Origin of the sequence: Pseudomonas sp. HS6 (genome assembly GCF_023375815.1) — a bacterium.
Classification (GTDB): Bacteria; Pseudomonadota; Gammaproteobacteria; order Pseudomonadales; family Pseudomonadaceae; genus Aquipseudomonas.
On sequence record NZ_CP067412.1, the window covers coordinates 964708 to 986750 of the forward strand.

Below are 22043 nucleotides of genomic sequence, written 5' to 3' on the forward strand. Positions count from 1 at the left end.
CCGTTCATGAGCGCGGGTCAAAGGCATCGCGCAATGCTTCGCCGATGAATACCAGCAAGGACAGAATCAACGCGAGGGTGAAAAACGCCGTCAATCCCAGCCACGGGGCTTGCAGGTTTTGTTTGCCCTGGCCGATCAACTCGCCCAGCGAGGCACTGCCGGCGGGCATGCCGAAACCCAGGAAGTCCAGCGCAGTCAGGGTGGAAATCGCCCCGGTCAGAATGAACGGCAGGTAGCTCAACGTGGCATTCATCGCATTGGGCAGGATGTGCCGGAAGATCACCTTGCGGTCGGTCAGGCCCAGCGCCCGCGCCGCCTTGACGTATTCGAGGTTACGCCCGCGCAGGAATTCGGCCCGCACCACATCCACCAGTGCCAGCCAGGAAAACAGCGCCATGATTCCCAGTAGCCACCAGAAGTTCGGCTCGACAAACCCCGAAAGAATGATCAGCAGGTACAGCACCGGCAACCCCGACCAGACTTCGAGCAGACGCTGACCGAGCAAGTCGATCCAGCCCCCGTAGTAGCCTTGCAGGGCGCCGGCCGCGATGCCGATCAAGGCGCTGACGAAAGTCAGCATCAGCGCGAACAGGATCGATACCCGCGCACCGAAAATCACCCGTGCGAGCACGTCCCGCGCCTGATCGTCGGTGCCCAGCCAGTTGACCGAAGTCGGTGGGCTCGGCGCCGGTTTGTTGAGGTCGTAGTTCGGTGTGTCGTCACTGAACGGGATCGGCGGAAACAGCAGCCAGCCACCGTCCTTGCGAATCAGGTTCTGGACATAGTCGCTGCGGTAATCGGCCTGAAAGGGCAGTTGGCCGCCGAATTCCTGTTCGGTGTGGCGCTTGAACACCGGGAAGTACCACTGGCCCTGATAGCTGACGACCAGTGGTTTGTCGTTGGCGATCAGCTCGCCACCGAGGCTGATCACGAACAGACCAATGAACAGCCACAACGACCACCAGCCCCGGCGGTTTTTCTTGAAACGTTCGAAACGGCGACGGCCCAGAGGCGAGAACTTGAACATCAGGCGTTCCTCGCGGCGAAGTCGATGCGCGGATCGACCAGCGTGTAGCACAGGTCGCCGATCAGTTTTATCAGGAGGCCGAACAGGGTGAAGATGAACAGCGAGCCGAACACCACCGGGTAGTCGCGGGAGACCGCCGCTTCGTAGCTCATGCGTCCTAGACCATCGAGGGAGAAAATCACCTCGATCAGCAGCGAGCCGGCGAAGAACACGCTGATGAACGCCTGGGGAATGCCCGACACCACCAGCAACATCGCGTTGCGAAACACATGGCCATACAACACCCGGCGTTCGCTCAGGCCTTTGGCGCGAGCGGTGACCACGTACTGGCGGGTGATTTCATTGAGGAACGAGTTCTTGGTGAGGATGGTCAGGGTCGCGAAGCCACCAATCACCAGTGCAGTGACCGGCAGAACAAGGTGCCAGAAGTAGTCGGCAATCTTGCCCAGCGTCGACAGCGATTCGAAGTTGTCCGAGACAAGTCCGCGCACGGGAAACCAATTGAGCGAAGTGCCGCCGGCAAACACCACGATCAGGAACATCGCGAACAGAAACGCCGGCATCGCGTAACCGATGATGATCGCCGTACTGCTCCAGATATCGAAATGACTGCCGTGATGCACGGCTTTGCGGATGCCCAGCGGGATCGACACCAGATAGGTGATCAGCGTGGCCCACAGCCCGAGGGAAATGGTCACCGGCATCTTCTGCAGGATCAGGTCGGTGACCGTGGCGCCGCGGAAGAAGCTCTTGCCGAAATCCAGCTGCGCGTAGTTCTTGAGCATCAGCCACAGACGTTCATGGGCCGGTTTATCGAAACCGTATTGTTTCTCGATGTCCTTGATCAGCTGCGGGTCGAGGCCGCGGCTGGCGCGGGAGGTGCTGCTCATGGTCTCGCTAGCGCCGCCACCGACATTGGCGCCGCCGATGCCTTGCAAATGAGCGATGGCCTGTTCCACCGGACCGCCCGGGGCGGCCTGGATGATCACGAAGTTGACCAGCAGAATGATCACCAGCGTCGGGATGATCAGCAGCAGGCGCCGCAGTATATAAGCCCACATCAGTGTGGCCCTCCGGGTCTGCCACGGCTGATCTTCTCGGCCGTCATCTGCTGGTTGGTCAGCGGCGTGCTGCTGATTTCCCACCAGCTCTCGATCGCTTCGTCATTGCTTGCCTGCACGTTCGGGATGCCGAAGCGGTTCCACCAAACGGTGGAGGTGCCGGGCGGGTAATAGTTGGGAATCCAGTAGTAGTTCCATTGCAGCACCCGGTCCAGCGCGTGGGCGTAATGCAGCATATCTGGCTGGGTCGAGGCGCGGATCAGACCGTTGATCAAGGTGTCGACCGCCGGATTTTTCAACACCATATAGTTGTTGGCGCCGGGATCGTTGGCCGAAGCGGACCCGAAGTAGTTAAGCAGTTCCCCACCGGGCGAGGTGGTGACCGGGTAACCGGTGACAATCATGTCGTAGTCGCGGCTCATCAGCCGGTTGACGTACTGCGAGGAGTCGATGCGGCGGATGTCGAGGTTGATGCCGATCTGTTTCAGCGTGCGCTTGTAGGGCAGCAGCAAGCGGTCCATGCCGTTCTGGCTGACCAGGAAGGTGAAGCTCAGCGGCTCGCCCTGTGCGTTGACCAATTGATCGCCGTCCGGTTTCCAGCCCGCCTGTTCCAGTAGTTCCAGTGCCTGAAGCTGCTTGTCACGGATCAGGCCGCTGCCGTCGGTTTTCGGCGCTTCGAAGACCTTCGTGAATACCTCGTCGGGGATTTGCCCGCGCAGCGGTTCAAGGATCTTCAGTTCGGCGGCGTCCGGCAGTTCACTGGCCGCGAGGGCGCTGTTGGAAAAGTAACTCTGCTGGCGGATGTACATGTTGCGCATCATCTGCCGGTTGCTCCATTCGAAGTCCCAGAGCATCGCCAGGGCCTGGCGCACGCGGCGGTCCTGAAACATCGGATTTTGCAGGTTGAACACGAAGCCCTGGGCCGATTGCGGCGCCTCGGTTGCCAGGTGAGCCTTCTGCAGGCGTCCGTCGCTCAGGGCCGGGCTGTCGTAGCCGATCGAATAGCCGGTAGCGGAAAATTCGCGGTTGTAGTCGTAGGCGCCGCCGCGCAACACCTGGCGGGCGACATCGGTATCGCCGAAGTACTCGATGCTGAAATGATCGAAATTGTAGAGCCCGCGGCTGACCGGCAAGTCCTTGCCCCACCAATCGCCATTGCGCTCGAAGGTGATGCTGCGCCCGGAGTCGACTTTTCCGACTCGGTACGGGCCGCTGCCCAGTGGAGGTTCATAACCGCCACCGCCGGCGAAATCCCGGGTCTTCCACCAATGCTCGGGAAACACCGGCAGGGTCGCGATGTCCAGCGGCAGGGTGCGGTTTTCATTGCTCTTGAAATCGAAGCGCACGGTGAGCGGCGCTTCGACTTCGACGCCTTTGACGTCGGCGAACTGGGTGCGATAGCGCAGGCTGCCCTGGGTCATCAGCAAATCGTAGGTGTAGCGCACGTCTTCGGCGGTGATGGGTTTGCCGTCGGCGAAACGTGCCTTGGGATTGATGAAGAAGCGTAGGGACAGACCGTCTTCGGACCGTTCCATCTTCTGTGCCACCAGCCCGTAGACGGTGTACGGTTCGTCCATCGAGCGCTGAGCCAGAGGGGAATACAGCAGGCCGTCGATCTGGGTGACACCGATGCCTTTGTCGATATAGGGCAGGACATGGTCGAAGTGCCCGATTTCGATCGCCGAACGGCGCATCGTGCCCCCCTTGGGGGCCTGCGGGTTGGTGTAGTCGAAGTGACTGAAATTGGCCGTGTACTTCGCCGGTTCGCCGTAAACGGTCAATGCATGCTGCGGTGCAGCGTTCACACCTGCAGCGCCCATCAGCAAAGCCACGGCAGTGAACATCAAGGTGGAGAAAGCCAGTCGCATTGTCAGCCTTAAAGCCGGGTGATCGATAAGCGCAATTTGTACGCGAGCGCAGCGCTGTTCGCCAGCCGTGCAGTGTTACCAAAACACAACGGCCCGCCATCTGGCGGGCCGTTACACAGCGCAGCGGACGAAGGATCAGTCCTGACGGCTGGTGACTTCCAGCAGGTGATAACCGAACTGAGTTTTGACCGGGCCCTGGACGACATTGATCGGGGCGCTAAAGACTACGGTATCGAATTCCTTGACCATCTGGCCAGGGCCGAACGAGCCCAGATCACCGCCCTGACGGCTGGAAGGGCAGGTGGAGTTGGCTTTGGCGACTTCAGCGAAATCGGCGCCGGCTTCGATCTGGGCCTTGAGTTCGTTGCACTTGTCTTCGCTGGAAACCAGGATGTGGCGGGCAGTGGCTTTAGCCATGGGAAAAATCTCCAATCAAATCAGTAAAGGGTGGAGCCTACCGGATTCAGTGGCCGATTTCTCGGCAAAGTTCCGTTCGGCTATCTGATGCCGGCTCTCAGAGATTAGCTGCCTGCAGGCGCAAGGCGTGTTCGACGTACAACTGGATCGAATCGGCTGCGCCGGCAGGTTCAGTGGAGGCCCGACGCAAGCTGCGCAAGTGATCAAATGGGTAGTCGGAACGGATCACTGTGCCCAGATGAGAGCTGTAGCGGCCGACGAAACCGTCGTTCTGGCCGGGCTCGGTAATGAAATACTGGGACAGTGCCCGGCAGATGCCCTGAACCGGGTCGAGTGTTTGCAGATTCATTTCCGGTACAACGCCACTCCAGGAATAATAGCGGACGCCATTGACCCGTTCGGCTCCCTGCGCGCCCCAGCTCTCTGGCAGTGCTTGCGGATATTTGTCATTGAAATCACCGACCCCTACAGTCGTCAGTGCATTCAACGCGGCCAATGCATTTTTCGGAAGGGCCGTGGTTCCACCGAGCAGGCATAGAAAGTCGGAGAACAGCGTGGCCACATTCTGCGCGACGCTCTCCGGCAATCTTCCGGGAATCAGTGCCTTGCGCAAGAAATCTGCGAGCTCCGAGCCGTGGTTCGGTCCACTGACCGAAGTCACGGAAGCAACCCGTTGTGGGGCAACCGCTGCGGCATAGCGAGCCGCCAATGCGCCCTGACTATGACCGATCAGGTTGACTTTGCTCGCGCCTGTGCCTCTGAGCACAGAATCAATCTGCCCGAGCAATTGTTTGCCCCGGACTTCATTGTCATGAATGGCTGAAAGATGAGGCACGAACACCTGTACGCCGACGGCCTTCAGCGCCTGTTTGACGTCGTGGAACAGCTCGAAAGGGCCGATTCGCTCGAATCCGAACAGGCCGTGCACCAACAGGATGGGATAAAGAGTTGTGGCATTTCGTTGCATTTTTCATCCTTGATCGCAGAAGTTCATCGATATTTGCACGGTGCCACTCTAAAACAGTCGTTGAGCTCACGATGTATGACGAGTCCCGATTCAGCGCCGGAAACTGGATCAGTGCGTGCAGGAAACTTCCTTGATGTTTGAAATCCGGATCGGAATATCTGGACATCTCCTGCTTTGCCCTCGGTATTTTCCCAGCCGTTGCCTACTTCCTGTGATGCGCTTGCCCGCGTTCTACGGAGTGAACGGACGACATTAAGTTTTTGAGGAAGCGGCTTGAATAGAGGCTCTTCGACGCAGCAAGCCAGCTGCAGGGTATTTCCAGGGAATGGAGCTACGAATGAATACGCAGAACGTGCAGGAAACTACGCAGGGCAACGTTTTGGTCGCAGCAATGATCGAGTCACCCGGGTGCTCTTGCAGCCATCAGCCGGTTGACTCACTGCCCGCTGTCGCCCTCGACGCTGTGGAGGATGCGGTTCTTGATCCCTCGCGGAACAAGGTCATCGTGCGGATTGCGCCTTATCCCGATATGGCTTGCGGCGACAGGGTGGTATTGAGCTGGCACGGTCTTGATATCGAGGGTGTGCCGTACCGAAACGAAAGCCTTCGATTCGTCAGCGAAGCTCAGTTGGGAAAGGAAATTGTATTCGTCGTCAGAAATCCTCACATCGCTGCACTGGATGGAGGTTCGCTGGAAGTCTTCTGGACATTGAGCAGCGTTACAAGGCGGGTGCCAGTGACCTCCGCTCGGGCGCGACTGGATGTCGGGGATGTTCGATACAGTTTGCTGCCGGCTACCATCGATGACGCTGTCGGGGGAAGTCTTGAACCTGCACGCGTCATCGATGGAACCACGGTGACCCTGCTGCCTTACGCCGGAATGACAGTGGGAGATCGAGTGGAGTTGATCTGGCAAGGTTCCGTAGAGCACGCTTCCTTTCGGGACTGCCTGATCGTCGAATCCTTTGCTGTTGGAACACCGCTGGTATTTGGCGTCGACCCACAATTCATCGGCCCGCACCTGGGTGGAGAGGTGGTGGTTCAATACTGCATAGAGCAGAAAAGTGGTGCGATTCGCGAGTCAGGGATTACGCGGATCAGCATTGCTCCGCTGGTGCGGGGCGAACTGGCCGTACCACAAGTGCTGGAGGCGCAAGACGGAGTGCTCGACGTCAACGACACCATAGACGGCGTCAGTGTGGTGATCAGCAATGCGCAGTTGGAGGTTGGAGAGCTGGTTTATCTCAAGTGCGATGGAGAGTTCTTCTTTCATCGTGATGATCGGGAAATCAGCAATGAGATGGAAATTGAGCCGCTCGTCTTTATCGTTCCTCATCGATTCTGGCGAGAGCACATCAATACGGTCGTGCGTGTGTCTTATTCAGTCGAACGACTGGATGATGTCAGCCAGGTTTCCGATGGGGTTTTGCTAAACGTACAGGAATGATCAAAAAGCCTTCCGTGCGTACCCGCAACGGAAGGCTGTTTTTGTAATCAGAGCCGGGATTTTATCCGAAGGCGGTCAGCTGCATTGAGCAGCAGGTGTTCCGTGGCGCTGAAGCCCAGGCAGCCATCGGTCACGGAAATGCCGTAACGCAACGACTCGCTCAGGGGCTGGCATCCTTCGAACAGGTGCGACTCGATCATCATGCCGACCAGTGAGCGATCGCCTTGCAGGCGTTGTTCCAGTACATCGTTGAATACTTCCGGCTGACGCAGAGGATCCTTACCGCTGTTGGCGTGACTGCAATCGACCATGATCCGGCTCGGAATCTTCAAGCGGCTCAGTTCGGTATGGATTCGGGACACGCTGGCGCGATCGTAGTTCGGCCCTTGATGGCCGCCGCGCAGGACCAGGTGTGTATCCGGGTTGCCCGAAGTCGGAATGATTGCCGGATGACCCTGGCTGTCTACGCCGAAATGGCGATGTGGGTGAGCCGCTGAGCGCATTGCGTCGACGGCAATGGATACGCCGCCATCGGTGCCGTTCTTGAAGCCGACCGGCATGCTCAGTCCGCTGGCCATCTCGCGATGAATCTGTGATTCGGTTGTTCGCGCACCGATGGCAACCCAACTGAGCAGGTCGTCGAAGTAGCCAGCAGCCATGGGTTGCAGAAGTTCGGTGGCAACAGGAAGGCCGAGGCGGATCATTTCCAGCATCAGTTCGCGTGACAGCGTCAGGCCGGCGGCCATGTCATCGCTGCCGTCCAGGCGGGGATCGTACGCGAGACCCTTCCACCCGACGGTGGTGCGGGGTTTTTCGACGTAGGCGCGCATCACGAGCAACATTTCCTGGCTGACGTCATTGGCCAGTCGGGCAAGTTTTTCGGCGTATTCGAGCGCTGATTCGGGATCGTGAATGGAGCAAGGGCCAACGACTACCAGCAAGCGGTGGTCTTCGCCGTTGAGAATGGCGCGGATGGCCTGGCGGTGATTGGCAATCTGCTGGTTCAAGGCATTGCTCAGGGGCAATTGCAGCTTGAGTTGCAGTGAACTGGGCAGACGCAGGGACAATGCTTCGTTGGCCGGGTTCAGGGTGGACAGTGGCAGAGCAGAAACGGACGAGTTCATATTGGGTCTTCCTGGGCTGGTCGCGGGTCTTTCCCGCCGACTCGGCCCTATTGGGGTGTTCGACAGTTGGCCGTATTGGCTACATGCGTTGGCTTGCCACCTGTGGGTGACCGATCGGAGGCGGCAGGCTGTCCCGAGCGGAGGCTGCTAAATCGCCAGGCAGTAAAGCTGTCGTAACGGTAATAAGTGGCGTAGTTCATGTCGTGATTCCTCAAATGTCTGTTGTGTCGCTGAAAGTTCAGGGCCTGAAAAACAAAACCCCCGGTCGGGAGGCCGACCGGGGGTTGAGAATTCTCTGGTAGGCGACCCGTCTGTATGGGCGCCGTGTGGGTATCAGGCGCGCCAGTGGCTAAACCAATACCCAAAATAAAAGCTGGCTGGAGCGCAAATGTCCTTCACGCGCGCAGCCGCAGCCGCAGCCGAGCGCTGAGCGCTGGTGGCAAGAAGCTGTGCAAGGGCGTTGAACATGATGTGTCTCCGATGAATGCGCCGAGCTTACTAGAGCCCGATGCGCGTCAGCAATCAGAAAATGCTATCGAAGGTATAAGACGTGCTCTATCGGTTGAGCCTTCGGCAAGCTATGACACACTCTGCCGTTTTCGGCAGTTCACGGTTGAGTCGCGTCGAGGCCGGCATCAGGGGAGGGCAAGGCATGAAGGAGGGGGATGTGCAAACAAGGTTTCATTTGCGACCGGCGATGCCCGATGACCTGTCGTTTACGCGAGAAATTACCTGTCAGAACATGCTCCGCTTTTACATCAGCTACGATCTGCTGTGGCAGGACGAAGCTTTCGATATCGCCTGGGCCGGACGCGAAAACTGGATGATTGAATGCGAGGGCAGGTCTGTGGGCTATTTCAGCCTCAGTCGTGATGCCCGCGCGTTGTACATTCGCGAGTTACAGGTCTGCGAGGGATTTCAGGGTAAGGGTGCAGGTTCCTGGGCGATCGATCAGGCCATTGCAATGGCGCAACTGGAACGTCGTCCGGCATTACGCCTCACAGTGTTCAAGAATAATCCGGCGCAAAACCTGTACCGCAGAAAGGGAATGGTTGTGCAGGGCGAAGATGAGTGTTTCCTGCGGATGCAGTTCGATTTCAGTACACGTGTGCTCTGAAACGCACGGCCGGCAAGCTCTGAATGATGATTTGAAACTTTTTATATGTTGGTTGCCGCTAGGTCTGTCTGGCACTTTTTGCTAAGGTGTCCGGCATCCCAATAAGACCATATCGCGAGGTGTCTGCTTGATTAGGGTACTAGTGGTCGATGACCATGATCTCGTTCGTACAGGCATTACACGAATGTTGGCCGATATTGATGGCTTGCAAGTGGTTGGCCAGGCCGAGTCCGGGGAAGAATCCCTTATCAAGGCCCGTGAGCTGAAGCCTGATGTGGTGCTGATGGACGTCAAGATGCCTGGCATCGGCGGCCTGGAAGCCACGCGCAAACTGCTGCGCAGCCATCCGGACATCAAGGTGGTTGCGGTCACTGTGTGCGAAGAGGATCCGTTTCCTACACGTTTGTTGCAGGCTGGTGCGGCGGGTTACCTGACCAAAGGCGCCGGATTACCGGAAATGGTCCAAGCCATCCGCCTGGTGTTTGCCGGTCAGCGCTACATCAGTCCGCAGATTGCTCAACAATTGGCGATCAAGTCTTTCCAGCCAACCAATGATTCTCCGTTCGATGCCTTGTCCGAGCGTGAAATCCAGATTGCCTTGATGATTGTCGGATGCCAGAAGGTGCAGATCATTTCCGACAAATTGTGCCTGTCGCCAAAAACCGTAAATACCTACCGTTACCGCATTTTCGAGAAGCTTTCGATCAGCAGTGATGTCGAGCTGACGCTTCTGGCAGTTCGTCACGGCATGGTTGATGCCAGCCTCTGACCATGACTGAAACATTCGATTCCGGCGCCTTCCTGTCGACGGTCAGCGGGCGCCCTGGCGTTTACCGCATGTTCGACAGCGATGCGCGTCTGTTGTATGTCGGCAAGGCCAAGAACCTGAAGAAGCGCCTGGCCAGTTATTTTCGAAAGACCGGGCTAGCACCGAAAACCGCGGCTTTGGTTGGGCGAATTGCCCAGGTCGAAACGACCATTACCGCCAACGAAACAGAAGCCCTGCTGCTTGAGCAAACGCTGATCAAGGAGTGGCGGCCGCCGTACAACATCCTGTTGCGCGACGATAAGTCTTATCCGTATGTGTTTCTGTCTGACGGACAATTCCCTCGTCTGAGCATTCATCGTGGAGCCAAGAAGGCCAAGGGCAAGTACTTCGGGCCTTACCCGAGCGCCGGGGCAATCCGCGAAAGTCTCAGTCTTCTGCAAAAGACATTCTTCGTACGTCAGTGCGAAGACAGCTACTACAAGAACCGTACGCGTCCGTGCCTGCAGTACCAGATCAAACGCTGCAAGGCCCCCTGCGTCGGGCTGGTCGAGCCTGAGGTCTACGCCGAAGACGTGCGACACTCGGTGATGTTCCTCGAGGGGCGCAGCCATGCGTTGACCAACGAACTGTCCACTGCGATGGAAGAAGCTGCAATCAATCTCGAGTTCGAGCGCGCTGCCGAGTTGCGCGACCAGATTGCATTGCTGCGTCGGGTCCAGGATCAGCAGAGCATGGAAGGCGGGACTGGTGACATCGATGTGATCGCTGCCTTCGTCAACCCTGGCGGTGCCTGTGTGCATTTGATCAGCGTGCGGGGAGGGCGGGTTCTGGGTAGCAAGAACTTCTTCCCGCAGGTCGGGATCGAGGAAGACGTTGCGGAAGTCATGGCGGCGTTTCTTGGCCAGTATTTCATCAGCAGCCCTGAGCGTGATTTACCAAGCGAACTGATCGTCAACGTGGTTCATGATGACTTCCCCACGTTGATCGAAGCGATCCAGGAACTACGCGGTCGCGAACTGTCCATCAGTCATCGGGTTCGCGGTACGAGGGCGCGCTGGCAGCAATTGGCTGTGACTAACGCCGAGCAGGCGCTGGGTGCAAGGCTGGCAAATCGTCAGCATGTCGCCGCGCGTTTCGAGGCGTTGGCTGAGGTGCTGAAGCTGGACGAGCCGCCGCAGCGCCTGGAGTGCTACGACATCAGCCATTCCAGCGGCGAGGCGACCGTAGCGTCCTGTGTCGTGTTTGGGCCGGAAGGACCGATCAAATCGGATTACCGTCGATACAACATCGAAGGTGTGACGGCGGGTGATGATTATGCGGCCATGCATCAGGCGTTGACCCGGCGCTTCAGCAAGCTCAAAGATGGGGAGGGTAAGCTGCCGGACATTCTGTTGGTGGACGGCGGTAAAGGTCAGTTGTCGATGGCGCGTGATGTGCTCAACGAATTGGCCGTACCGGATCTGATTCTGCTCGGTGTAGCGAAAGGTGCAACGCGCAAGGCGGGCTTCGAGACTTTGTATCTGAATGATGCTGCACACGAATTCACGCTGCGTGGCGACTCTCCGGCGTTGCATCTGATCCAACAGATTCGTGACGAAGCTCACCGCTTTGCGATCACTGGACACCGTGCGCGCCGTGGCAAAACCCGTCGTACGTCAACGCTGGAAGGCGTGGCGGGCGTGGGGCCGACCCGTCGCAGGGACTTGTTGAAACATTTTGGTGGATTGCAGGAGCTGTCTCGTGCAAGCATCGAAGAGATCGCCAAAGCGCCGGGGATCAGCAAAAAGCTAGCAGAGTCGATTTATGCAAACCTGCATAGTGAGTAGAATGCCCATTCACCTCGTAGCCAGTTGTGCCGATGAATATCCCTAATCTGATTACCGTTCTCCGTGTCCTGCTCATCCCGATCTTCATTCTGCTGTTCTATCTGCCTTACCAGTGGAGCTATCTGGCCTCAAGTTCGGTCTTTGCCTTCGCGGCAGCAACGGACTGGCTGGATGGTTATCTGGCGCGACGCCTGGAGCAAAGCACTCCGTTCGGTGCGTTTCTGGACCCTGTCGCAGACAAGCTGATGGTTGCCGTCGCACTGGTGTTGCTGGTGCAAGAACATGGCAATCTTTGGCTGACTCTACCTGCGGCTGTCATCATTGGTCGCGAGATCGTCGTTTCGGCGTTGCGTGAGTGGATGGCCGAACTCGGTGCGCGGGCTCATGTGGCCGTATCGAACCTGGGCAAGTGGAAAACCGCTGCGCAAATGCTTGCATTGGTGATCCTCTTGGCCAACCCCAAGGTTTTCAGCTTCTGGGTTTTCATCGGTTATACGTTGCTGATGGTGTCGGCGGGCCTGACCTTGTGGTCGATGGTTCAATACCTCCGGGCTGCCTGGCCACATCTGAAGACCGATGTTGAAAAGAAATAAAACTTTTTTGAATCAAAGGGTTGACGGCGCTTCTGATTTCTATAGAATGCGCCACACCAAGCGGGAATAGCTCAGTTGGTAGAGCACGACCTTGCCAAGGTCGGGGTCGCGAGTTCGAGTCTCGTTTCCCGCTCCAAGTTTTACAGCGTTTGTTGTCGCGCTACTGACAGCAAATGTTTTTGAGGCCGAGTAGCAAAATGGTTATGCAGCGGATTGCAAATCCGCCTACGCCGGTTCGATTCCGACCTCGGCCTCCACTATAAACAAGCTCCGTAGATCCATGATTTACGGAGCTTTTTTTATTGCATTGTGCTGAAAGATTTAGTCTTTAAAACGGCCTTTGCCAACTTGCTTCATGGGGGAGTGATGTATATATTTCCCCCTCTGCTGTACGGGGAGCAATCTGTCAGGATTGTGAACCGGCATCAGGGCAACGCAGTACCGCGCTACCGCCCGAATGGCGAAACTGGTAGACGCATGGGACTTAAAATCCCCCGCTCGTAAGGGCGTGCCGGTTCGATTCCGGCTTCGGGCACCATGAATATCAAGGGCTTGCATGACATACCTCATGCAAGCCCTTAGTTCTTTTTTCCGCAATCAAAAAATCTTTTCCGCAATTCGTGACCGTCAGTCACTTCGTAGGGGTAACCTTCATCCCCTTCCGCATTCGGATGTACTGTTCTGTCATCCCGACGGTTGTATGTCCTAGCTGGTCCCGAGCTTCTCGGATGCTCCCTGTTGACTCCTCCTTATCCGTCGCCGCTTTTGCTCTTAGGTCGCGCATCTGAAATTCTGCTTTTGGAATTCCGGCTGCTTCCCTGGCGTCATCAAATCGTTTTCTGAGCATGCTGGTCGTCATTGGCTGCCCCGAGTCGATTACTACTAGGCGTGTTGACCTGATTTTGTGTCCGGCCTTTCGTGTCATGATTCGATCGATTACGACTTTGAGCTCACCAATGATCTCGATCCTTCGTTTAGCCCCAGTCTTGCCTTGCTGAACGGAGAGCTTCCCGTCTTTTATGTCTCGCTCATCCATCTTCAATGTGTCTGCGACCCTCTGACCTGTTAGGTAGAACAGATCCAAAGCGTCTCTCAATGGCTGATCGGCATGCTGGTAGGCTCTGGCAAGTACGTCGTCTTCAACATATATATCGCGACCGGTTTCTTTATTGCCTTTCACGCCTGAGCAAGGGTTAGCCAAGGATGTATAGCCATTCTCGCGAGCAAAGTTCCAGATGGAGCTGAGTAATGCCTTCTCCCGATTCGCGGGAATAGGTGCTGTCTTGCCACGATGGCGAAGGTACTGGCTGACATGTTTTGGTTCGATAGCTTCTAGAGGCGCGGGCGGGTCGTTGAAGAACAGAAGAAGGTTTTTCAGTTCGCGCGCGTTGTCCTTTTGGGTGGCGTGGGCTTTTGTGGGAACCACCTCATCCATATAAAGCCCGGCTACGTAAGCAAAGGTAAGTACGGTTTGTGTCAGAGCTTGAGACACACGGCTTTTTTCGAGTTTCGCGTACTCTAGTATGGCTAGGCCGTAATCTGTACCTAGCGGGATTTCCTTGCGTGGTTTCCCGCCAGTGTCATAAAGATAATAGGTGGTGTTGCCGCGTTTTCTCTCGCGCAGCCGAGGAATGCTCCCCGGCTTCGTTGGTCTTCGTCCCATTTATCCCACCAGGCGTGGCTGCCACGTTGGAGTTTCTGTCGCGTTGGTGGTTGCTCCTGTCAGCGCGGACGCAATCACGCAAGGCCAGCCATTGCGCTTGATGGTATGACGAATGCCATTGCGCTTCAGTACCGTAATCTGACCGGCTTTAGTTTTAGCTCCGGTCAACTCGCAGACCTGCTCATGGCTAAGAAATTGAATGTTCATGCTGCCTCCTTGCTAGGAAATACAGAGCGCTTCGAATGCGCTTGCTGCCACGACTGGAACCTGTCCGTTGCCAATGGCCTTAAGTCGGTCCACCCGATGGGCCACCCCATCAGCCACTCGGCCCATTCCGGGTTCAGATGACCACCATCCATTGCCATCACGGCGTGATCCAGGCGATCGTTCGAGCGGTCGGCCCCGGATCGGCGAGTCAGTGCGGCAGGGGAGGATCCCTTTGCCATGCTCGCCACTGGTGTTGGCCATCGTCTGGCGGGTGTCTTCTGCGATGAGCCAGATCCGGTCCCGCTGATGAGGGGCGCCGAGGTCAGCCGCTCCGATAACACCCCATCGCGCGTCATACCCCATTTCGGCAAGGTCACCGAGCACCAAGGCAAGTCCTCGTCCCACAAGCAATGGTGAGTTCTCCAGTTCGACGTAGCGCGGTCGTACCTCATCGGTAATTCGTGCCATCTGCCGCCATAGTCCGGAGCGGGCGCCGGCGATACCCAGGCCGGCGCCTGCAACCGAGATGTCCTGACAAGGAAATCCTCCCGAAACCACGTCAACAAGGCCTCGCCAGGGGCGTCCGTCAAAACTGCACACGTCAGACCAAATCGGGAAAGGCGGGAGCAGTCCATCGGTTTGTCGTTGCGCCAGAATCTGTGCGGCGTAGGCATCACGCTCAACGGCGCAGACGGTGCGCCAGCCGAGGAGGTGTCCGCCGAGTATTCCGCCACCAGCGCCTGCGAAAAGAGCCAACTCATTCACGCAGCCTCCACAGTGACTTGCGCGGCGCTGGAGGGTGGTTGTCCGACTTTGTTGCCCTCAATTTCTGGTTGCAACTGCGCAGCCATCGCAAGCACCTGATCGCGCAGGGACCGGGCATCACGCTCAAGCTTCTTGCCGGTACGAAAGGCGCTGAAGGTCTCAACGGCGATCCGCAGCAGCTCGCCGATATCGACCAGCGTCTGGTGCTCGGCCGGGCCGAAGAGTGGATCTGCTTCAAATCGTTTGCAGGTGTGTGTCAGGCGCTTGTGATCGGCCCGGATGAACTGCAGGGAGGCCTGGAGCTCGCGGATGGTTTTGGCGCTTGCGGCGCGCTGGATGTCTTCACCCTCGCGCAGGCCTGTCTCCAGGCCATCGCTGCGGCCCATGATGTAACCGCCCCAGAGCAGAAGGGTGGCCAGAACTATCAGGGTGACGAGTGCACCGATTTGTATTGGGGTCATCATGTGGTGTGCTCCTGGGATTGTCGTTGGCCGGTGGTGACGGCCGTCAGTGGTGTGGGGGCAACAGGGCGTTGGCCGTCCTGCTGTCGCTGCATGTCTTCATCCGCTTTGTAGGCGCGGATGTCGATCAGCGAGGCGACGTGGCGGATGTGCGCGTACTTCAGCGCCTTGCGGCTGGTGTCCAGCGTGGTGATCGGAAGCTGGATCCGGCCGCTGTTGATCTCCGTCACGAACGACTGCTCGTTGAGGTTGCGAAAGTACTGCTCGCGGACTTTTTCCAGCGGGATCAGGACGTCACCGAAGATTCGATAGAGCAGTTCGACGGTGGCCGATTCGGGCGCCGGATGCAGGCGAAGCGGATTCTGTGCAGCGTTACTCATGGCCTTGTCGAGCCTCCTTGCGTTGTTGTCGTGCCGGGTGGTTCCAGGCGTTCAGGCAGTGACGTCTGGTCAGCTCGCGCAGATGCTCGGGCACTTCGAGGAGCGCGGCGTTGCGCTCCTCGCGTGTGCGCATGGCAATGATCTGGCGGGCGTACTCCCTAGGCCACGTCACGGCGAACTGCCGGGATGGCAGGAAGATTGATGTCCAACTGCTCGGCCAGCCAACGGATACCGGCCTGCTTCACCCGAGTCGACTGGCTGTACTGCATTCCGTGTTTCTCGTCATACCAAGGACTGTCCTTGACCCGCAGGTACGCTTTGTCTCGCTTCGGGTTCGCCGGCAGGTTTCCCTTGAGCAAACCTTTTTCCCGCATGAGAGCGATCAGTTTGGGGCGAGTGAGGCCGAGTTGAGCGGCCGCTTGGGCGAGGGTGCGTTCCATAAACGGTTCCTCAAGCAGCATGCGCAGCAGGAGTGGCCGCTGCAGCAAGGTGGTTGATGGACTCAATGAGCTTTGCGTAGATCTCGGCATCGGGGTCGTACAGGGTGAAGCAGCGCGTATGCGGGCTCTTGTTGCCGATGCTCAAGATGGCGGTGACGCCCCGGCGTGAATGGGTGCGATGCAGCGCCACATGCAGGGGAAGCTCGAAACCCATGTCGAGACTCAGCACACCGCCGGTGTGCACCAGTTCGAATACGCGCTGCTTGTCCAAGACTTCAAAGCGGCCGTATTGACGATCGGCATGCGGGCGATGCACGAGGTCACTGGAGTTGCTCGCGTCGAACGGACCGTTGGCAATCTCTTCGATGAAGTCGGCGAGTTTGAGGTGCATCTTCTTGTCGTTTTGCAGGGTCAGCGTGTGGCGTTCGCTGCCCAGCTCCACGACAAAAGTGCTTTCCACTGTGCCGCGCTCAGCCTTGAGGCGAAACGCCAAGCAATCACGCTTCGGTGCTGTGCGCAGGATGTGGTTGAAGGTCTCGGTCAGGTTGACCTGGGCGTTGAGCAACTGCAGGGTGCGGTTGTCGATCTTGTACTTGATCATGCCGCGTGCCCTCCACCGTTCGGATCGATAGGAGGGGGCTGGCAGGACTTGGCAACAAGCTTGGGTTTGCTGTTATGAATGACGACCAGACAGCCCGTGGCGAGCTGCAGCTGTTCGATCAGGTTGCGATTGCTTACGCATGTCGGATGAACATGCAAGGTGGCGGTGGTGCGCATAGGTATTGCCTCGCTCTGTGGTAAAGAGTGAGGCGAGTAAACAATATGTTTGCTTCTTGGTCAACACGGTTTGTTTGGTTTCTTGAGGTTAGGCTGAACCTAAAGGTCTGCTTACTGACCACCAAAACACGCGTCCGAGGATGACAATCCGTTGTTCGAGAACCTGATCCATTGAGTATTCTTTGTCGGGATACTCTTCACGATTGAAGCATTTTTGCCTGATTGCTCCGCTGGATAACCGCTGTAAGAACCTCACCCTCAAGGAGCCGTTGTGCGTTAGTGCATACAATTCACTATCGACAATTCGTGTAAAAGCTTTGTCAATGCCGAGCACTGCGCCATGAGGAAGAAGGGGTTGATTACTATTCCCAACGTTCAGCATGAACACAGCATTATTCGCGTTGACTCCGCATTCTTTAAGAGTTGCTACGTCAAGCGTGACATGACGTTTGTGAGCGCTATGTATGTCAACCTGGCTCGATTCTATGGGCGCTCCGCTCTGGTCTGTGAGGAAGAACACCAGATCATCTTTTTCAATTGAGTGATCAGAGTTCCATGGAACAATGGAGGTCATTTCATAGGGCTCTCCATCATCCGTGACCCCGTAAACGATCTCGGCATCATCCGTAAACATCGGCAGATCACCGTATTCGAGCCACTCTCTCCTCAGCCCGAGCGCAAGTGCTACTGCGCTTATTTTATTGGCCGGTACCCCTCGTTTTTTCCAGTTCGTAATATTTTGGTCGTTCTCTAACCCGAGTACGCGAGCCAGCTCTGTACCACCTGTGTTGGTCAGCTCCAGCGCTTTCACAAAGCGCTCAGCGTTGTTGGATATCAGCCGTGTTTTCATAAACAGTATGTTACCCCGCTTGCAGTATTCCGATAACAAACGTATTGTTTGTTTCGTGTTTGGTGTGTCGAGGTAAATCTATGAGCTCGTTCAATTCACCCCAAGTGGGGCCTGTACCCGTTTCCGCTCTTGAGAAAGCGATAGGTTGCACTGCTGGCTCTCCTACGGCTTTCGCTCGAATTATCGGAGTTAGTCCTCAGCGACTGTTCAACTGGATGCGCCGAGGTGTCCCCGTTAAGCAAGTGCCGTTGATTGTAAAAGCTTGTCGAGGAGCGTTATCCGCACATGAGCTAAGGCCGGATCTACCAGAAGTCTTTCCCGCTCCGATCAACTCCATCAACAGCCAAAAAAACTAGAAAAAAGGCGACCCAAAGGTCGCCTGTTTTCTCCCGACAGCATCACCACAATGCTATCGGGTCGCGATGTCAGAAGGCGAGCACACCACATGCCGCCGACCTTCATCGCGCTCCCAAGGCTCGGAAGCCTTGGTGTTGCTGCCGTTCTTACCACAGAGCTGGCAGCTGTTGCGCCAGGGGTGAACAACGGATTGTTCGCCCCGGCACGGTGCCGGTCATCCCCTGCAAGGGTTCCCGGCGTTTGGGCCATACCAAGCCACGCGACAAATGTATCACCACTCCCTGTCGCGCGGCACTGGCAACTTTTAGGATTAATGCCATGAGCCGAATCGCTCTCAGTTCTCTGGAACGGGCGCAGCGGGAAATCCTGCCGCTCGATTTAGCGCTGTACCACGCCGCTCGCGATTACCCGGGCGGTGCTGCTGCCATCGCTGCCACGACCGGTCGTAACCCGACCACGCTGCAGCACAAGTTGTCGCCAACCCATCCGAGCCACTCCATCAACATTCAGGAATTCGGCGAGATCCTCGAGCTGACCAAGGATCGCCGCATTCTCGATGCGGTGCATGCGCTGGTCGGTGACACGGTCTGGCAGGAGCTGGCCGACACCTACACCAACGACATGCCCGAGACCCTCACCACCGGCATCGCCGAATACTTTCGCCAGGTCGCCGATCTGGCTGAGACCTGGGCCAAGAGCATCGGTGACGGTGTGGTGACTGATCAGGAACTGGCCGCGATTCGTCTGCAGGTGTTCCGGGGCATTCAAGGGCTGCTCGGGTTGTTCAACCGCGCCACCTATGTCAACCAGACGACGCGAGGTGCTGAGCGTGGCTGACATCGCCGATTTCGCCAATGATCTGGTGCAGGAACGCATCGATCAGGCCATGGCCGCGCGCAGCGCTGCCAAGGCCGAAAGCACTGCTCATTCCTTGCTGTTCTGCGAAGCCTGTGACGATCCGATCCCGGAAGCACGCCGCTTGGCCCAGCCGGGTTGCTCGCAGTGCATCAGCTGCCAATCCCTCTCTGAGCGGGGGATTCAGCATGCTCGATGAGGTACTGGGGCAATTCGCCGATTACGGTCTGGAGCCGGCGCAACCGCTGGTGTTCAGCAAGTTGACCCGCTGCAAGACATCGCAGGACAAGGGCAAGGAAAAGAACGGCTGGTACGTGGTCCACGAGCAGCGCACGGAGAAGGGTGACACGCTGATCTTCGGCGCTTTCGGTGACTGGCGTTCGGGCGAGACGCAGAAGATCAAGGTTAAGGCCGGCCGCATGTCGCCGGAAGAACGCGAAGTGATGCGCGCCCGTCAGGAAGAAGCCAAGCGCCGCGCCGCCGAAATCGCGAATAACGCTGCGCGGCGGGCCGCGAAAAGAGCGCAAGGATTGTTCGAGCGCATGCCGACCACTGGACGTTGCGATTACCTGGACCGCAAACAGATCGTCGGCATCAACGTGCGATACGCGCCACGCACCGGCGCCGTGTTGGTCCCAATGAAGAACGCCCGTGATCAGATCATGGGCCTGCAGGTGATCTTCCCGAACAAACAGGAAGACACCGGCCGCGACAAATCCTACTGGCCTTACGGCATGGCGAAGGAGGGCACCTTTCACCTGCTCGGTCCGCATCCGGTACCGGGCGAACCGGTGCTGGTTTGTGAGGGTTACGCCACCGGCGCGAGCCTGCACATGGCGACGTCGCTCGCGGTGGCCGTTGCCTTCGATGCGGGCAACCTGTTGGCCGTGTGCAAGGTCATGCGCGAGCGCTTTGCCGGCTGCCCGCTGATCATCTGCCGCGATGACGACTGGAAAACCACCAAGCCCAACGGTGATGCGTGGAACCCGGGTGAGGAGAAGGCCAGCAACGCTGCTTTGATCGTCGGTGCCCAGGTCGTTGCGCCGATCTTCTCGGTTGAGCGCCACGACAAGTGGACCGACTTCAACGACCTGCACGTCGCCGAAGGTCTCGATGCGGTTCGCCGACAAGTGCTGGCCGTGGTGCGTCCGCCGGCGGCCGGTGGCTGGAAAGATCAACTGGCCCGCAGCGAGAGCGGGGCCCTGATCGCGCACATGCAGAATGTCGAACTGATCCTCGCTCACGACGAACGCTGGGCCGGGGTGATCAGCTACTGCGCCTTCAGCTCGAAGATCGTCAAGCTGCGTGCAGCGCCCTATGGCGGTGGCACGGGTGAGTGGGCCGACATCGATGACGTGCGCGTGATGAAGTGGCTCGCGCAGCAGTACAACCTGCGCGTGAAGTCTTCGCACGTGATCGAGGCCGTCAGCGTCGTCGCTCATGACCACGCGTTTCACCCGGTGCGCGAGTACCTGAAAAAACTCGAGTGGGATCGCGTGCCGCGCCTGGAGCGTTGGCTGACTGATGTGATGGGGGTGAAGGAAACCGACTACACCTCCAAGGTCGGCAAGCGCTGGCTGATCTCGGCCGTGGCGCGGGTGATGAAGCCCGGTTGCAAGGCTGACTCGGTGATGATCCTCGAAGGTGTACAAGGCGCCGGTAAGTCGACCGCCATGAGCGTGCTTGGCGGTGAGTGGTTCATGGACACGCCGTTTGCCCTCGGCGACAAGGACGGCTTCCAGGCGATTCGCGGCAAGTGGATTGTCGAGCTTGGCGAACTGGACAGCTTCAATAAGGCCGAGAGCACCAAAGCCAAACAGTTCTTCTCCGCGTCCACCGACACCTACCGCGAAAGCTATGGCCGTAGAACACTGGACGTGCCACGCCAGTGTGTCTTCGTCGGCACCACCAACCAGGACGAATACCTCAAGGACGCCACCGGCAACCGCCGTTATTGGCCGGTGGCCTGTACCAAGGTCGACGTCCCGTTGCTGCGTGAGATCCGCGACCAGCTGTGGGCCGAAGCGGTGTTCTGCTTCGAGGCCGGCGACCTCTGGTGGGTAACGCGAGAGGAAGCGCCGATGTTCAGCGAAGAGCAGGACGAACGCTTTGTGGTGGATGAATGGGAAACACCGATCCTGACCTGGCTCGAAGAGTCGCAAATCGGTGAGACCACCACCGGCAGTGAAGTGATGAGTCAAGCACTCAAGCTCGACCCAGGGCATTGGGGCAAGCCCGAGCAAATGCGCGTCGGCGCAATCCTGCACCGGCTCGGCTGGCGACGCTTCCGTCTGGGGGCGTTGAACAAGAGCGGTCAGCGGCCATGGGCGTACAAGAAACCCGAGCACTGGGGCAGGGCATCTGCGCTGCAACGGGACGAGTTCGAGGAGCCATGCTTCGATGATTAAGGCAATCGATATGGCCCTCAAACAATGGGCGCAGGAGCTGCACAGCGAAGAGGTGGCCGCCGGTTACTCGGGCGGCAACATGGTCGCGATGATGATGGAGAGCGGTGGCCAGCTCGTGCGCGGCAGGCGCGGGAGCAGGGTGCCACTGGAAGCCTCCCTGGACATCGAGCGCATCGTCAAAAAGCGCCTCGATCCTGAGCTGATGACGGTGGTGCAGGTACATTACTTCCAGCCTGACGCGCCCTTGGCGGCACGTCTGACGCGCAGTGGTTACACACGCAACGTCTACTACCAACGCTTGCATGACGCCCACATCGTGGTCGAGCACTTCCTCCTGGGGGAAGCGGCTTGATCTTGGGCATCCCTCTGGCTTACGCCGTCCCACCGGCCTGCGTCCGTCCTACTGCTTTTGCAGCAATGGGACGGGCGCAGGCCCCGTCGTTGTTGGGCTGTCCCACCGTCCCACCTTTTTTGCCTCTCACCCGTGTATGCGTAGCGGGCACAGGTACGCGCGTTCACGCGCACGCGTGCTTTTTAAATTTCTCTCTATACACGAGAAAAGAGAAAGAAAAGTAGGACGGTGGGGCAACGCCCCCATCTGCGGGGCTTTCAGACGTCCCACCTTGTTTTAGAGAAGTGGGACGTATGGGACGCCAGAAAAGCA

Annotated in this window: 26 protein-coding genes and 3 tRNA genes; 13 read left to right on the plus strand and 16 right to left on the minus strand. The window is 57.9% G+C overall.

Annotated features, from left to right (window positions below):
* Positions 1 to 4 precede the first annotated feature (4 nt).
* The 5 genes from JJN09_RS04415 to JJN09_RS04435 all read right to left on the minus strand — a co-directional run bounded on the left by JJN09_RS04415 (position 5) and on the right by JJN09_RS04435 (position 5340).
* On the minus strand, positions 5 to 1027 hold the full coding sequence (locus JJN09_RS04415; protein WP_249485913.1) for an ABC transporter permease: 1023 nt from the start codon (positions 1025 to 1027) through the stop codon (positions 5 to 7).
* Entirely contained in the window at positions 1027 to 2088 is a 1062-nt protein-coding gene (locus JJN09_RS04420; protein WP_249485914.1) for a microcin C ABC transporter permease YejB, read from the minus strand. The genes JJN09_RS04415 and JJN09_RS04420 overlap by 1 nt, the downstream gene beginning before the upstream one ends.
* Positions 2088 to 3956, minus strand: a complete 1869-nt coding sequence (locus JJN09_RS04425) for an extracellular solute-binding protein (protein WP_249485915.1) — start codon at positions 3954 to 3956, stop codon at positions 2088 to 2090. The genes JJN09_RS04420 and JJN09_RS04425 overlap by 1 nt, the downstream gene beginning before the upstream one ends.
* A gap of 135 nt (positions 3957 to 4091) precedes the next feature.
* Positions 4092 to 4373 (minus strand): peptidylprolyl isomerase, encoded by a 282-nt coding sequence (locus tag JJN09_RS04430; protein ID WP_041478733.1) that lies wholly within the window; start codon positions 4371 to 4373, stop codon positions 4092 to 4094.
* A 97-nt stretch (positions 4374 to 4470) separates the two neighbouring features.
* Positions 4471 to 5340: a triacylglycerol lipase gene (locus JJN09_RS04435; RefSeq protein WP_249485916.1), complete on the minus strand. Its 870-nt coding sequence runs from the start codon at positions 5338 to 5340 to the stop codon at positions 4471 to 4473.
* 337 nt (positions 5341 to 5677) lie between these two features.
* Here JJN09_RS04435 and JJN09_RS04440 point away from each other — a divergent pair, with 337 nt between their 5' ends.
* Positions 5678 to 6787, plus strand: a complete 1110-nt coding sequence (locus JJN09_RS04440) for a hypothetical protein (protein WP_249485917.1) — start codon at positions 5678 to 5680, stop codon at positions 6785 to 6787.
* A gap of 47 nt (positions 6788 to 6834) precedes the next feature.
* Here the strand turns inward: JJN09_RS04440 and JJN09_RS04445 are convergent, their stop codons facing one another.
* Positions 6835 to 7911, minus strand: a complete 1077-nt coding sequence (locus JJN09_RS04445; protein ID WP_249485918.1) for a 3-deoxy-7-phosphoheptulonate synthase — start codon at positions 7909 to 7911, stop codon at positions 6835 to 6837.
* 652 nt (positions 7912 to 8563) lie between these two features.
* On the opposite strand from JJN09_RS04445, the gene JJN09_RS04450 reads away from it, so the two are divergent.
* From JJN09_RS04450 to JJN09_RS04480, 7 genes are all read left to right on the plus strand, one after another.
* Positions 8564 to 9028: an N-acetyltransferase gene (locus JJN09_RS04450; protein WP_249485919.1), complete on the plus strand. Its 465-nt coding sequence runs from the start codon at positions 8564 to 8566 to the stop codon at positions 9026 to 9028.
* 127 nt (positions 9029 to 9155) lie between these two features.
* Positions 9156 to 9797 (plus strand): UvrY/SirA/GacA family response regulator transcription factor, encoded by a 642-nt coding sequence (gene uvrY / locus JJN09_RS04455; RefSeq protein WP_032829778.1) that lies wholly within the window; start codon positions 9156 to 9158, stop codon positions 9795 to 9797.
* Between the two features lie 2 nt (positions 9798 to 9799).
* Entirely contained in the window at positions 9800 to 11623 is a 1824-nt protein-coding gene (uvrC, locus tag JJN09_RS04460; protein ID WP_249485920.1) for an excinuclease ABC subunit UvrC, read from the plus strand.
* A 32-nt stretch (positions 11624 to 11655) separates the two neighbouring features.
* Entirely contained in the window at positions 11656 to 12216 is a 561-nt protein-coding gene (pgsA, locus tag JJN09_RS04465) for a CDP-diacylglycerol--glycerol-3-phosphate 3-phosphatidyltransferase (RefSeq protein ID WP_085730785.1), read from the plus strand.
* Positions 12217 to 12276: 60 nt separating this feature from the next.
* Positions 12277 to 12352: transfer RNA gene (locus JJN09_RS04470), tRNA-Gly, on the plus strand.
* A 47-nt stretch (positions 12353 to 12399) separates the two neighbouring features.
* Positions 12400 to 12473, plus strand: a tRNA-Cys gene (locus JJN09_RS04475).
* 194 nt (positions 12474 to 12667) lie between these two features.
* Positions 12668 to 12754: transfer RNA gene (locus JJN09_RS04480), tRNA-Leu, on the plus strand.
* A gap of 93 nt (positions 12755 to 12847) precedes the next feature.
* Here the strand turns inward: JJN09_RS04480 and JJN09_RS04485 are convergent.
* The 10 genes from JJN09_RS04485 to JJN09_RS04530 form a co-directional block, all read right to left on the minus strand.
* Entirely contained in the window at positions 12848 to 13879 is a 1032-nt protein-coding gene (locus tag JJN09_RS04485) for a tyrosine recombinase XerC (protein ID WP_249485921.1), read from the minus strand.
* On the minus strand, positions 13880 to 14086 hold the full coding sequence (locus JJN09_RS04490) for a DUF4224 domain-containing protein (protein ID WP_025112499.1): 207 nt from the start codon (positions 14084 to 14086) through the stop codon (positions 13880 to 13882).
* A 12-nt stretch (positions 14087 to 14098) separates the two neighbouring features.
* Positions 14099 to 14851: a DNA cytosine methyltransferase gene (locus JJN09_RS04495; protein WP_249485922.1), complete on the minus strand. Its 753-nt coding sequence runs from the start codon at positions 14849 to 14851 to the stop codon at positions 14099 to 14101.
* Positions 14848 to 15315, minus strand: coding sequence for a hypothetical protein (locus JJN09_RS04500; protein WP_249485923.1), 468 nt, complete (start codon positions 15313 to 15315; stop codon positions 14848 to 14850). The genes JJN09_RS04495 and JJN09_RS04500 overlap by 4 nt, the downstream gene beginning before the upstream one ends.
* A complete protein-coding gene (locus JJN09_RS04505) occupies positions 15312 to 15692 on the minus strand; it encodes a pyocin activator PrtN family protein (protein WP_249485924.1) in 381 nt (126 codons plus the stop codon). Before JJN09_RS04505 ends, JJN09_RS04500 begins: the two co-directional genes overlap by 4 nt.
* Positions 15685 to 15864 carry a hypothetical protein gene (locus JJN09_RS04510; RefSeq protein WP_134827541.1) on the minus strand — a complete coding sequence of 60 codons (180 nt, stop codon included), beginning with the start codon at positions 15862 to 15864 and terminating at the stop codon, positions 15685 to 15687. Before JJN09_RS04510 ends, JJN09_RS04505 begins: the two co-directional genes overlap by 8 nt.
* Positions 15851 to 16132, minus strand: coding sequence for a phage antirepressor KilAC domain-containing protein (locus JJN09_RS04515; RefSeq protein ID WP_249485925.1), 282 nt, complete (start codon positions 16130 to 16132; stop codon positions 15851 to 15853). Before JJN09_RS04515 ends, JJN09_RS04510 begins: the two co-directional genes overlap by 14 nt.
* A 10-nt stretch (positions 16133 to 16142) precedes the next feature.
* On the minus strand, positions 16143 to 16733 hold the full coding sequence (locus JJN09_RS04520; RefSeq protein ID WP_249485926.1) for a hypothetical protein: 591 nt from the start codon (positions 16731 to 16733) through the stop codon (positions 16143 to 16145).
* Complete coding sequence (locus JJN09_RS04525) at positions 16730 to 16909, minus strand: hypothetical protein (protein ID WP_249485927.1); 180 nt, start codon at positions 16907 to 16909, stop codon at positions 16730 to 16732. Before JJN09_RS04525 ends, JJN09_RS04520 begins: the two co-directional genes overlap by 4 nt.
* A gap of 88 nt (positions 16910 to 16997) precedes the next feature.
* Positions 16998 to 17759, minus strand: a complete 762-nt coding sequence (locus JJN09_RS04530) for a S24 family peptidase (RefSeq protein ID WP_249485928.1) — start codon at positions 17757 to 17759, stop codon at positions 16998 to 17000.
* A gap of 80 nt (positions 17760 to 17839) precedes the next feature.
* Here JJN09_RS04530 and JJN09_RS29715 point away from each other — a divergent pair, with 80 nt between their 5' ends.
* The 5 genes from JJN09_RS29715 to JJN09_RS04550 all read left to right on the plus strand — a co-directional run bounded on the left by JJN09_RS29715 (position 17840) and on the right by JJN09_RS04550 (position 21731).
* A complete protein-coding gene (locus JJN09_RS29715; RefSeq protein WP_134827536.1) occupies positions 17840 to 18115 on the plus strand; it encodes a YdaS family helix-turn-helix protein in 276 nt (91 codons plus the stop codon).
* Between the two features lie 319 nt (positions 18116 to 18434).
* Positions 18435 to 18953, plus strand: a complete 519-nt coding sequence (locus JJN09_RS04535; RefSeq protein WP_249485929.1) for a phage regulatory CII family protein — start codon at positions 18435 to 18437, stop codon at positions 18951 to 18953.
* On the plus strand, positions 18946 to 19170 hold the full coding sequence (locus tag JJN09_RS04540; protein WP_093099971.1) for a TraR/DksA family transcriptional regulator: 225 nt from the start codon (positions 18946 to 18948) through the stop codon (positions 19168 to 19170). The genes JJN09_RS04535 and JJN09_RS04540 overlap by 8 nt, the downstream gene beginning before the upstream one ends.
* A complete protein-coding gene (locus tag JJN09_RS04545; RefSeq protein ID WP_249485930.1) occupies positions 19160 to 21379 on the plus strand; it encodes a VapE domain-containing protein in 2220 nt (739 codons plus the stop codon). Before JJN09_RS04540 ends, JJN09_RS04545 begins: the two co-directional genes overlap by 11 nt.
* A complete protein-coding gene (locus JJN09_RS04550) occupies positions 21372 to 21731 on the plus strand; it encodes a hypothetical protein (protein WP_249485931.1) in 360 nt (119 codons plus the stop codon). Before JJN09_RS04545 ends, JJN09_RS04550 begins: the two co-directional genes overlap by 8 nt.
* Positions 21732 to 22043 lie beyond the last annotated feature (312 nt).